12 protein-coding genes and 1 riboswitch are annotated in these 11,287 nt (G+C 63.4%); of the genes, 3 read left to right on the plus strand and 9 right to left on the minus strand.

The features are described 5' to 3' along the window. Positions 1 to 7: 7 nt before the first annotated feature. Positions 8 to 244: a DUF680 domain-containing protein gene (locus FJ942_RS27105; protein ID WP_140899509.1), complete on the minus strand. Its 237-nt coding sequence runs from the start codon at positions 242 to 244 to the stop codon at positions 8 to 10. Positions 245 to 313: 69 nt separating this feature from the next. Then, the gene (locus tag FJ942_RS27110; RefSeq protein WP_140501224.1) at positions 314 to 511 is read right to left on the minus strand and encodes a DUF680 domain-containing protein; all 198 of its coding nucleotides are present in this window, start codon (positions 509 to 511) and stop codon (positions 314 to 316) included. A gap of 479 nt (positions 512 to 990) precedes the next feature. Further along, a riboswitch (cobalamin riboswitch) is annotated at positions 991 to 1,193 on the plus strand. 130 nt (positions 1,194 to 1,323) lie between these two features. Between FJ942_RS27110 and FJ942_RS27115 the strand changes: the two genes are divergently transcribed. Continuing rightward, entirely contained in the window at positions 1,324 to 2,571 is a 1,248-nt protein-coding gene (locus FJ942_RS27115; protein WP_140899511.1) for an aromatic ring-hydroxylating dioxygenase subunit alpha, read from the plus strand. Between the two features lie 19 nt (positions 2,572 to 2,590). After that, entirely contained in the window at positions 2,591 to 3,691 is a 1,101-nt protein-coding gene (locus FJ942_RS27120; RefSeq protein WP_140899520.1) for a hybrid-cluster NAD(P)-dependent oxidoreductase, read from the plus strand. Positions 3,692 to 3,784: 93 nt separating this feature from the next. Here the strand turns inward: FJ942_RS27120 and FJ942_RS27125 are convergent, their stop codons facing one another. The 6 genes from FJ942_RS27125 to FJ942_RS27150 form a co-directional block, all read right to left on the minus strand. Next, entirely contained in the window at positions 3,785 to 4,183 is a 399-nt protein-coding gene (locus FJ942_RS27125; RefSeq protein ID WP_140899513.1) for a type II toxin-antitoxin system VapC family toxin, read from the minus strand. Continuing rightward, complete coding sequence (locus FJ942_RS27130; protein WP_140501232.1) at positions 4,180 to 4,413, minus strand: AbrB/MazE/SpoVT family DNA-binding domain-containing protein; 234 nt, start codon at positions 4,411 to 4,413, stop codon at positions 4,180 to 4,182. The genes FJ942_RS27125 and FJ942_RS27130 overlap by 4 nt, the downstream gene beginning before the upstream one ends. Positions 4,414 to 4,556: 143 nt before the next feature. Then, positions 4,557 to 6,101, minus strand: a complete 1,545-nt coding sequence (locus FJ942_RS27135; protein WP_140899515.1) for a DegQ family serine endoprotease — start codon at positions 6,099 to 6,101, stop codon at positions 4,557 to 4,559. Positions 6,102 to 6,298: 197 nt separating this feature from the next. Then, positions 6,299 to 7,018: an MBL fold metallo-hydrolase gene (locus tag FJ942_RS27140; protein ID WP_140517781.1), complete on the minus strand. Its 720-nt coding sequence runs from the start codon at positions 7,016 to 7,018 to the stop codon at positions 6,299 to 6,301. A gap of 88 nt (positions 7,019 to 7,106) precedes the next feature. After that, on the minus strand, positions 7,107 to 8,273 hold the full coding sequence (locus FJ942_RS27145) for a diphosphate--fructose-6-phosphate 1-phosphotransferase (RefSeq protein ID WP_140501237.1): 1,167 nt from the start codon (positions 8,271 to 8,273) through the stop codon (positions 7,107 to 7,109). Between the two features lie 110 nt (positions 8,274 to 8,383). Then, positions 8,384 to 9,151 (minus strand): L,D-transpeptidase, encoded by a 768-nt coding sequence (locus FJ942_RS27150; protein WP_140501239.1) that lies wholly within the window; start codon positions 9,149 to 9,151, stop codon positions 8,384 to 8,386. A 390-nt stretch (positions 9,152 to 9,541) separates the two neighbouring features. Here FJ942_RS27150 and FJ942_RS27155 point away from each other — a divergent pair, with 390 nt between their 5' ends. Next, complete coding sequence (locus FJ942_RS27155; RefSeq protein WP_140559807.1) at positions 9,542 to 10,165, plus strand: LysE family translocator; 624 nt, start codon at positions 9,542 to 9,544, stop codon at positions 10,163 to 10,165. Between the two features lie 110 nt (positions 10,166 to 10,275). Here the strand turns inward: FJ942_RS27155 and FJ942_RS27160 are convergent. Next, on the minus strand, positions 10,276 to 11,287 hold a 1,012-nt coding region (locus tag FJ942_RS27160), incomplete at its 5' end, for an autotransporter outer membrane beta-barrel domain-containing protein (RefSeq protein ID WP_140899518.1).

An 11,287-nucleotide genomic window follows, 5' to 3' on the forward strand; every position in this document is an offset into this window, starting at 1 on the left:
TCGGCTGTTAGTGGCCGAAGAGATTCCGGTCACTGCCCTGAGGGGCGGACTTGTGTACATCGCCCGACGAATTGAGCAGCTTGTAGACGGGCGAGCCGCTGTCGCGGATCGAAGCCGTGTGCGCATTGTCGACCGAGGTGACGGCAGGTTGGTTGGCGCCATTGGAGCCATAGTTGTCGCTGCCGGCAAAAGCGCTGCCCGACACCACCAGAACGGCGGCGGCAGCAAGGATGATCTTCTTCATTTCAAGTCTCCTGAATTTTCGAATTTCGCCAGGACGGCGGAAGGCCCGCCGTCAACTGGAGATCGGCTGTTAGTTGTTGCCGAAGAGGTTGCGATCGGCACCCTGGACAGGCGTCTGGGCAGCCGGTTCCGACTTCTTGGTCGAAGCGGTGTACGAGCTGTCGACGGCGGTGGCCGCAGGGGCATTCGAACCATAATGGTCGCTACTAGCGAAGGCGCTGCCGGAAACAGCCAGAAGGGCGGCGGCAGTGAGAATGATCTTTTTCATTTTTTGATACTCCAGTATTTTTCCGTCCGTCTAGCGGCGTGTCTTGGGAGGAAATCGCGTCGTTCGGACAGCCCCGATGTGGGAAAGCCATACCGCCATTTCCAATCACGAAGTTTTTCCGTGTGGACCAAGTTTCCACCACTTGAAATTGTGCCAGGGCCTTCTACATTCGTTTTTTTCCATTTGTTATCAGATAGTTATTCTAACAGACCGCGCGATCACCAACTGTGTCGAAGGCCCAGTGTTCACACCGTCCTGCACGCATCGTCAACAGAAACGAACCGTTCGGTTCGATTTTAGAGGGCGCTAATAGTCACTTTTCGAAACCGTTAACCTTTTTGCCTCCGCCACGAGACGGAATCCGAGGCGGCGACCTGAGGCTTTCTGCCCCTGCAACGGCGGCCGCACCGTTTTCAGTGCGTGTCGCGCGGCATGGATGCGATGTCGTTTTCATGCCGACGACAAGCCGGCGATCATGGTTAGATCCTGCCATCTCAGGTGCCGCCGCGTGACGACGAGGCGGAGAATTGGGAAGCCGGTCAGAATCCGGCGCTGCCCCCGCAACGGTGGTGGAGTTCAGGTCGCAACGGGAGACCACTGGGCAAAGGCCTGGGAAGGTGTCGCGACAGTCCGCAAGGACAGCTCCAGAGCCCGGAAACCAGCCCGAGATGTTGGACTCGACTGATCGCGGCGGGCGGTCAAGAGGCGGATGGTGCATGTCCGGCGCAAGCCGGCGCGCGGCTTGATCCTTCCTCTCTCCCCTCCGTTCAGTCCTTCAATGTGAGGACAGGACTTCAATGCGAGGACAGGACATGGATGCGCGCAACGACATGCTGAAACGGCTGCAAGGCCGCAGGGACGGCTTCTCACTCGAGCAGCCCTTCTATACCGACGCCGACTACTTCAAGCTCGACATGGAGCTGATCTGGTACCGCGACTGGCTGTTCATCGGCCATGATTGCGAACTGCCCAGGCCCGGCAGCTTCATTACGGTGCAGATCGGCGACTATCCTGTCGTGCTGGTGCGCGACCAGAAGGGCAACATCAACGCCTTCCACAATTCTTGCCGCCATCGCGGCAGCCGCGTCTGCAACACAGACAAGGGCACGGCGGCAAAGCTCGTCTGCCCCTACCATCAGTGGACCTATGAACTGGACGGCAGGCTGCTGTTCGCCAGGCAGATGGCCGAGGGTTTCGACAAGAGCCAGTTCGGCCTGAAGCCGGTCGCCTGCGAAAGCGTCGGCGGCTACACCTTCATTTGCCTCGCCGACGAGCCGGCGGATTTCGCGCCGATGCGGATGATGATCGAACCCTATTTGCTGCCGCACCGGCTGCGCGAAGCAAAGGTCGCCTTCGAGAGCACCATCGTCGAGAAGGGCAATTGGAAGCTGGTCTGGGAAAACAACCGCGAATGCTATCATTGCGCCGGCAACCATCCGGAGCTCTGCAAGACCTTTCCTGAGGCGCCGACCGTGACTGGCGTGCAAGGCGCCGACAGCGACCCGGAGATGCTGGCTCACTGGGCCAAATGCGAGGCCGCCGGCCTGCCGAGCAAGTTCCGCATCGACCCGGCCGGACAATACCGTGCCATCCGCGCGCCGCTGCTGCGCGATGCCGTCAGTTACACGATGACGGGAAAACACGCGGTCAAGAAGAACCTGTCCGACAGCGTTGCCACCGACCGCATCGGCTCGTTGCTGCTCTATCACTATCCGACGACCTGGAACCACATCCTCGGCGACCACGCCGTCACGTTCCGCGTGCTGCCGATCAGCGCCACCGAGACCGCGGTGACGACCAAATGGCTGGTTCACAAGGACGCGGTCGAGGGCGTCGACTACGACCTTGCCGAACTCACCCATGTCTGGACCGAGACCAACGGCCAGGATCGTCGCATCGTCGAGGAAAACGCCTTCGGCATCCTGTCGCCGGCCTATGAACCCGGCCCCTATTCCGAACTGCACGAAGGCGGCGTCATCCAGTTCGTCGACTGGTACGCGCGTTTCATCGGTCCGCGCCTCGCCGAAGACGGCCGGCCGGCCCTGCGCAGCGTTGCTTGAGAGGTAAGGGATGAATGCGATGACGTATCTCGGCCTCTATCGCCATCTCGATCAGATGGCGCCCTGGAACGACAGGCTCCAGGTGCTGGAAGTGATCGGCGTGAGCGACGAGGCGCCTGATGTAAAGACCTTCACCTTCCGCTCCGACAACCAGACCTGGTTCCGCTACAAGCCGGGCCAGTTCGTGACGCTGGAACTGCCGACAGCGGATGGGTTGCTGATGCGCACCTACACGCTGTCGTCTTCGCCTTCACGGCCATTCTCGATCGCGGTGACGGTGAAGGCGCAGGCCGGCAGCACCGGCACACGCTGGATGTTCGACCATTTGAGGCCTGGTTCGCACGTCAAGGCGTATGGGCCGGCCGGAGACTTTTCGCTGCACAGCCACCCGGCGGCCAAATATCTGTTCATCTCGGCCGGCTCCGGCGTGACGCCGATGATGTCGATGCTGCGCTGGCTGAACGACTGCGCGCCATGGACCGATGTCGGCTTCGTCAACTGCGCCCGCCGCCCCGAAGAGATCATCTTCCGCAAGGAGCTGGAATTGCTCGGCAGCCGCATGCCCGGCCTGTCGCTCGGTTTCATGATCGAGGAGCGGTCGAGCCGGGAAGGCTGGTTCGGCCATATGGGCCGCATCGACGCCATCCGGCTGCCGCTTTTGGCGCCCGATTTCCGAGAGCGCGAAATCTTCTGCTGCGGCCCCGACCCCTTCATGCGTGCCGTGCGCGGCATGCTCGAAGCCGCCGGCTTCGACATGGCGAGATACCATCAGGAGAGCTTTGCAGCGCCGCTGGTGGAGGAAATTCCGGCGCCGTTCGCCTCGCCGACTGGAGACGGCGCAGCCATTCCTGTCGAAGCCGCGACGCCGATCCGGTTCTCGATTTCGGATGTCGATGCCGCATGCGTCGCCGGCCAGACGGTGCTGCAGACGGCGCGCGCCTCGGGAGTCAGAATCCCCGCCGCGTGCGAATTCGGCCTGTGCGGAACCTGCAAGGTCAAGAAGCTCTCGGGCGAGGTCGAGATGAGCCACAATGGCGGCATCCTCGATCACGAGATCGAGGACGGCTTCATTCTCGCCTGCTGCTCCAAGCCGCTTTCGGCGCTTGATATCGAGGCGTGACCGACGGCGCTCGGCGGTCTGCAACGCCGCTTAAAGCGCGTCGCATGAGCCCATTTCGATGCGACACGCTTTGGAGCGAAATCCGACGGCCATTCAGGGAGTGATCAGCGTCACAGAAGGGAAATAAGTCCGGTAGCGGCCGACATCACGCGTCAGCAGCGGAAGGCGTCCGACGGCTGCGTGGGCGCCGATGAAAAAGTCAGGCAGCACGCCGGTCCTGGATCCTCTCGATCTGCGATATTGTGTAAATGCTTTTCCGGCAAGGAAGAGGGCTGCTCTTGGCATCGGAACCATTTCTAGACCGGCCGCCTCGACAAACGCCTCCAGATCCTCGATGCGTGCGTAGCGGACGGCAAGCTCGGCATAGACCGCATCATTGATCAACAACGGCCCATCGAGGCTCGCTGCCTCGAGATGGGCGACCGACCAATCCGCCCAGCTCGGATCGTCCGTAACAACGTCGAGCAGAACGTTGGTGTCGACGAGCGTCACCGTTCGGAACGCGTCAGCGCCATGATCGCGTCGGTCGTGAGCCCCTCGCCGGCATGGCCTCGCAACCTGGCGAAGCGGCTCGCCGGCTGCTTTTTGTCAGCACGGGTCAGCACCACGCTGCCATCGGCAGCGCGCCGGAAATCGACCTTGCTTCCCGGGACGATCTCCAAGAGATCGCGAACCGGTTTGGGGATGGTCACTTGTCCCTTCGCTGTAACGGTCGTCGCCATCTTCGTTCCTCGGTAATACCATGTGTCCCGAAGGTATTACCTTGCGGTTCGAATTTCAAGGCCTGAAGCGTCAATCCCCGGCCGGGAGGCGGGCTCGTCGACCGACAAGCCCGCCATCCCTGCATTCATGTCAACGCGATGTCTCAGCCATTGGCGAAGGGCACGGCGACATAGATCTGGGCATCGCCTCGTTCCACCAGCAGCAGCACCGATTTGCGGCCTGACTTGCCGGCCTGCGCGATCGCCTGCGTGGCCTGCCTGGCGCTCTTCACCGGCATCTGGTTGACGGCGATAATGATGTCGCCGGGCTGGACGCCGGAAGCCGCCGCCGCCTTGTCGGGATTGACCGCGGCGACCACCGCGCCACGCTGGTTGTCGGGGAGGTTCAACTGCTGGCGAATATCGGGCGTGATGTCCATCAGGCCGAGCCCGATCGCTGGCAGGCGGGCGCCCTGCCCGTTTCCCGGCGCGCCGGAATCACCAGATACCGACGCGGTCTGCGCATCGTCGCCATTGCGGCCGACGTCGACGGAAAGCTGCATGGTTTTGCCATTGCGCCAGACGTCGAGCGTTTCCTTCTTGCCGGGCGAGACATCGGCGACGGCACGCGACAGGTCCTTGGGATCCTTTATCTCCTGGCCGGCGAAGCGGGTGATGAGGTCGCCGGTCTGGATGCCGGCCGCGGCCGCCGGCGAGCCCTCGGTGACCGAGGAGACCAATGCGCCGCCGGGATGATCGAGACCTATGGCACTGGCAACGTCCTGGGTCACCGGCTGGATCTGGACGCCAAGATAGCCGTATTCGATTTCGCCGCCCTTCATCAGCTTGGCGACCACCTTTTGCGCCTGGTCGGACGGAATGGCGAAGCCAACGCCGACGCTGCCGCCATTGGGCGAATAGATCGCGGTGTTGATGCCCACGACGTTGCCGCTCACATCGACCAGCGGACCGCCAGAGTTGCCGTGGTTGATCGGCGCATCGATCTGGATGAAATCGTCGAACGGCCCGCTGTGGAGATCGCGGCCGCGCGCCGAGACGATACCTGAGGTGACCGTGGTGCCGATGCCGAACGGATTGCCGAAGGCCAGCACTTGATCGCCCGGCATCAACTTATCAGAATCTCCCCATTTCACCGTCGGCAGGGGCTTGTCGGCCTTGATCTTGATCACCGCAAGGTCGTTCTTGGCGTCGCGGCCGACCAGCTTGGCGGGAAGCTCTGTACCGTCGTCAAGCGTCACCTTGATCGAGTTCGCACCGTCGATGACATGGTTGTTGGTGACGATGGTGCCGTCGGCGCCGACGATAAAGCCGGATCCGAGCGCTTCGGCGCGCTGCGACTGCTGCGGTGGTGCTTTCGGTCCGGGCATGCCCTGGTCGCCGAAGAACTGGCGGAAATAATCGTCGAAAGGCGAGCCGCCGCCGTCCAGGGGCGAGGCATCGCTCATGGCGTCCGGTTGCCCCTTCATCACGGTCGTAACCGTCACCACGGCCGGCTTGTCGGCCGCCACGATGGGGGCAAAGGAGCCGTTCGGGGCCGTTACGCCGGCTACGGGAGTCTGTGTCGTACCGACGGCGTTGTGGACGTCGTTCGGGCTTTCGGCGAAGGAGGCCACGATGGGAGAAATGATCAGCGCAGCGCCCAGCAGGGCCGCGACGCGATGTCTACGAAGAATGCTTATGGGTGACATGGTCGTTCTGTCCGGGCGAGAGTTGAACCTGGGCCGCGGATGGTTCGGGGGAAAACACCCGTCGGCTGTCGACAGCCGGATTGCCTGTCTCGCCGCGCATGGCAGCCGGCCGGATCGACAAACCAGCATCTAGGGCGCGGATTGGCCTGATTTAGGGTTTTCGGGCGACCTTACGAAGATTTAATTTTAGAGCCGGCTTATGGACCAGCCGCTCGGCTGAGATAGGCCGAGGCGATCTCGCGCATGCGCTCGCCGTGGAAACTCGGGCCGTGGCCGCCATGGCCGATGCGGATCGGCAGGTCGAGCAGGCGCCGCATGGTGAGGCGATAGGCCGACTTGTCGGAGTCCGGCAGGTCGTCGATCAGCCGGTCGTCATAGATGGCGTCGCCGCTGAAGAACAGGCCGTCTGCTTCGTCGAACAGCGCGATCGAATCCGGCGAATGCCCGGGCAGATGCAGCACGCGGAAGCGGCGGTCGCCGAGATCGACGACATCGCCCTCGTCGAGGGTGCGCGTCAGCGGCGCTGGCGGGATCTTGTAATCCGCAGCCTTCCAGCCCGGTGCCGGCAGTCGCGAGACGGCGCCGTCGAGGTCGTGGAACATGTAGGCGTAGGTCGCCGCCTCATCCATGTTCTCGAATTGCGCGGCACTCACCCTGGGTCCCACGCGCAGCGCGAATTCATGCAGCGAGCCGACATGATCGAGATGGATGTGGGTGGCGACGACGATGAGCGGTTTGCCGGCCCGGGTTTCGATCTCCGGCGCCAGCGGGCAGATGCCCATGCCGGTATCGACCAAAAGGTCGGCGTCGCGGCCGGTGAGATGCCAGATGTTGGCGCGCACATAGTCATGCACGAACGGCTCGGTCAGCATGGTCGTCTTGTCGTCGACGATGCTCCTGCTGAACCAGTTCTCCATCAGAAGCGGCCCGGCATCAAACGTGAGCCCGGCATCAGGTGTGAGCCTCGCATCAGGTGTGATCCTGGGATCAAGTATGCTCCCGACATCAGACGAAGGGCTTTCCGACCTTGTATTTTTCCGGCACCAGCCGCTTCAGGTAAGCCATGCCGGCGTCGGACAGATGGTTGGCGTCCGGCTTCATGAAGTTCTCAGGCATGTGACGGGTCTTGCCGGCCACGTTCTTCAGCGGCACCTTCTTCAGCACGGTTTTGGTGCCGTCATATTGCAGCGCCACGGAGCCGCCGCCCTGTTCGGCCACGGTGACCGCGAAAGCTCCCGCGTCGAACGCCTCCTGCGCGTCGACGGCGCTGATGGCGCCGACATAGCCGCGCGGCATGTAGCCCAGCGCATCGACGCGGGCGCGCTTGCCAGGCAGCCCTTCGGCGAGCGCCCGCTCAAGTGCCGCCGGCAGGTCGCTGCCCGATAGCTTGACGTTGCCATGCTGGTCGCGCTCCAGCTTCTCCGGCGGCACCAGGCTTTCAACCAGCGCCTTGCCGTCGGCGGTGCTGACCCCTTCCGAGACGGCGACGATGCAGCGCTTGTGGCGGTCGAGCGTGGCGCGCACGTCCTCGATGAAGGCTGTGGCCGAGAACGGCCGCTCCGGCACGTAGACGAGATGCGGACCACTGTCGGGATCGAGCTGCCAAGCCGCGGCCGCGGCCGTGAGGAAGCCGGCGTGCCGGCCCATGACGATGCCGACATAGATGCCGGGCAGAGCGCGAAAATCGAGATCGACGGACAGGAAAGCGCCGGCGACGAACTCGGCCGCCGAGATGAAACCCGGCGTGTGGTCGTTCTCCTCGAGATCATTGTCGATGGTCTTGGGCGCATGCACGAACGCGATCTTGCCGCCGGCGGCATCGGTCAGGATCTGCTGCGTGCCCGACGTGTCATTGCCGCCGATATAGATGAAGGCATCCGCGCCGGCCTTCTTCAGGCCGTCGAGGACGACCTCGCAATAGGCTGCATCCGGTTTGTCGCGCGTCGAGCCAAGGGCCGCGCTCGGCGTTCCGGCGATCAGCCGCAGGCGGTCTTCCGGGACGGCGGAGAGGTCGACATAATTGCCGTCGCGGATACCGCGCACGCCGTGGATGGAGCCCAGGACCTTGGCGCCGGGATGCCGCTTGCGGATCTCCAGCGTCGCCCCGACCACGGTCTGGTTGATGACGGCCGTCGGGCCGCCGCCCTGCGCGATGACGAAAGTTCCGGCCATTGGTGAAATTCTCCCGGGCGATTGAATTTCAGGCACCTTCGCCTGTCTTTGGCCATCGCGCAACGGCAGAAACGACCGGCCGCGCCAGCGGCCGCAAGGTGAGGCTTGAGCTAGACGACGACGACCGGGTTCTTCTTGGAAACGCGGCTGTAGAGGTCGATGATGTCCTGGTTGATCAGGCGCACACAGCCCGACGACATGGCCTGGCCGATGCTCCACCATTCGGGCGAGCCATGGATGCGGTAGCCGGTGTCCTTGCCGTCCTGATAGATGTAGAGAGCGCGCGCCCCGAGCGGGTTGGTGAGGCCGCCGGGCTGGCCGCCCTGCCATTTTACCAATTCCGGCTTGCGGGCGATCATTTCCGGCGGCGGGGTCCAGGTCGGCCATTCCCGTCCGTACTGGATGTTGGCGCGGCCGGACCAGCGGAAGCCGTCCTTGCCGATGCCGACCCCGTAGCGGATGGCGTCGCCCCCCGGCTGGACGAGGTAGAGCATGCGCTCATTGAGATGAACGACGATGGTGCCGGGCGCTTCGCCCGTCTGGTCGACGACGATCTGGCGGCGGAATTCCGGCTTGATCTTGAGGTAGGGCACCTCGGGCACGTTGAAGCCGCCGTCGCTCAGGGACGCGTACATCAGGTCGGGGCTGGTGATGTTCTTGTCGACGCTGATGCTCGGCCGGATCGGCCGCACAGAGCCGGTGACCGTGTCGTCGAGCTCGAGCGCCGGCAGGCCGCCGCCCGAAGTCGAGCAGCCGGCGGCGCCAAGCAAGGCCAACGCCCCTGCCCCGGATAAAACGGCGCGGCGGGAGACAAGACTATCGGTTTCGATTGCGTCGCCGTTTCGCGGCGGCCTCAGACCTTGCGGCAACTCACGCATGTACCCAAACCCTACGCTGTCGGCGGGAAGCACGGTCCGGCCGGATGACGAGCATTTTCATCATTCATGGTTGATAAAGCGTGAAGGCCTTGCGCTGCCTGCATTTGCGAACAGGCTGGGCGCCATTGCGCCCTCTCCGGTATCGCCAACCAGCGTGCCCTGCACGAAATCACCTCGGGCGGGTCATGATCCCGGCGCCAGCGTGTCAAAAGCGGGGGACCTCCATGTGCAAGACCTGAAAGATCAACTTCAAGCTTCTCGCCGAGATCGTGAACCTGTCGGGCGGCTCGACTGACGCCGAACTGCCGTTGGCGGGGGTAGAAACAAACCGCTTTACATTCTCCTGGACCGAAGGATTTATCCTCTTCTTTGAGCTCAAAGGAGACGAGCATGTCCTTCGAAAACTGGGCCGCCTTCGCTGCCGCGTCGACCATCCTCCTAGTCATTCCGGGACCGACCATCCTTCTGGTCGTGTCCTATGCCCTCGGCCAGGGATGGCGCACCGCACTGCCGATGGCTGTCGGTGTGGCGCTGGGCGACTTCACGGCGATGACCTTGTCCATGCTGGGCATCGGCGCCCTGCTGGCAGCTTCGGCCACCATCTTCACGATCCTGAAGCTGATCGGCGCTGCCTATCTGGTCTATCTCGGCGTAAAACTGTTCCGGGCCGGCGGCGCGCTCAAGGCCGAGCCGCGCACCGATGCCGTGTCCTCCGCCAGGATGATGGGGCATGCCTGGCTGGTCACCGCGCTCAACCCGAAAAGCATCACCTTCTTCGTCGCTTTCCTGCCGCAGTTTCTGGACCGGCACGCCGATTTCTGGACGCAGATGCTGATCTTCGAGACGACCTTCCTGGCGCTCGCCTTCTCCAACGCCTTCGGCTACGCGCTGATCGCGTCGCGAGCGCGCAACCTTGTGCGCAACCCCAGGGCGATCCGCGTCTTCAACCGCACCGGCGGCACGCTGCTGGTTGGCGCCGGCATCGCCACAGTGGCGATGCGTTCAGGGAATTGAACAAGGGGAATTCGCTCAACGCACAGCATTATCGCTGCCCCTCACCTGCCTGCCGGCGGATGAGGGGCGGCGTCGACTTTACGCACGAAAACAGCGCCAGCTTCGCCGTCTCACCACTTGATGCTGACGCCGAGATTGCCCTCAAGGATGCGCCGCTTGTCGCCGCCGAGATTGGTGGTGTAGTCGCCGGTGGCGAAGAGGCTGACCTTGTCCGTCACCTTGGCGGTCACGCCGCCGCCGAATTCGAACGAGGTCGAGCGGCTTTCGGTCAAGATGTCGGTGGTGTCGAAGTTGACGTGATCCGTGCCACCGAAACCGTGCCAGAGATTGGCCTTGAGGTAAGGTTGCAGCGCGGTGCTGTTCAATGTCGTCTCGCCCTGCAGGCGCAGGCCGAGGCGTCCGGTTACGTTGTCGTCGAGATCGAAGGAAACCGACGCGAAGCGATCCTCGGCATCGTCGAGCGATAGATGCTGCCAAATCAGTTGCGCCTGCGGTTCGAGCGTCCAGCCTTGCGCCAGCGCGATCGGGTAGCCCCCTTCCAGCGAAGCGGTGACGCCGGTTCCCTTGACATCGATGCCGATGTCGCGGGTCGAGGTCGCATCGCCGCTGAAAAAAGTGGCCATGACGACCCCGTCCAGGTACCAGCCCCCGGGACCGATACGGGTCCAGTAGCCGCCGACGCTGGTGCCGCCGAGATCGATGTCGCCGACGCCCAGATCGTTCTGCCCCAGCGCCTGGCCGCGCACATCGCCGTTCATGGTGGCATAGGCGATGAACAGGCCGGCACGATCGACGCCACCTGAAGCGGTTTCCTGGCCAAACACGTCGAAGCCGCCCTGGAACCCGAACAAGGTGCCGTCGAACGACGGCGAAACCGTTCCCGACCAGCCCATCTTCGCGTCCTGGCCGAAGATACGGCCCCAGACCGGAGAGAGTTCGGTGTTTGACAACAGGCTCTGTTCGCCTCGCCGTTCATGGAAAGTACCAAGTGTCGTCATCGCCAGATGCTCGGCCACCGGCGGAACCGCCGAATAGACCGGGACCTCGACACGGTAGAGCAGGATCTCCTCCCCTGCCGCGGGCGTCGGAAGATCGGGCACCGCAGTCGGGACGGGCGGGGGC

This window comes from Mesorhizobium sp. B2-4-2 (assembly GCF_006442845.1).
Taxonomy (GTDB): domain Bacteria; phylum Pseudomonadota; class Alphaproteobacteria; order Rhizobiales; family Rhizobiaceae; genus Mesorhizobium.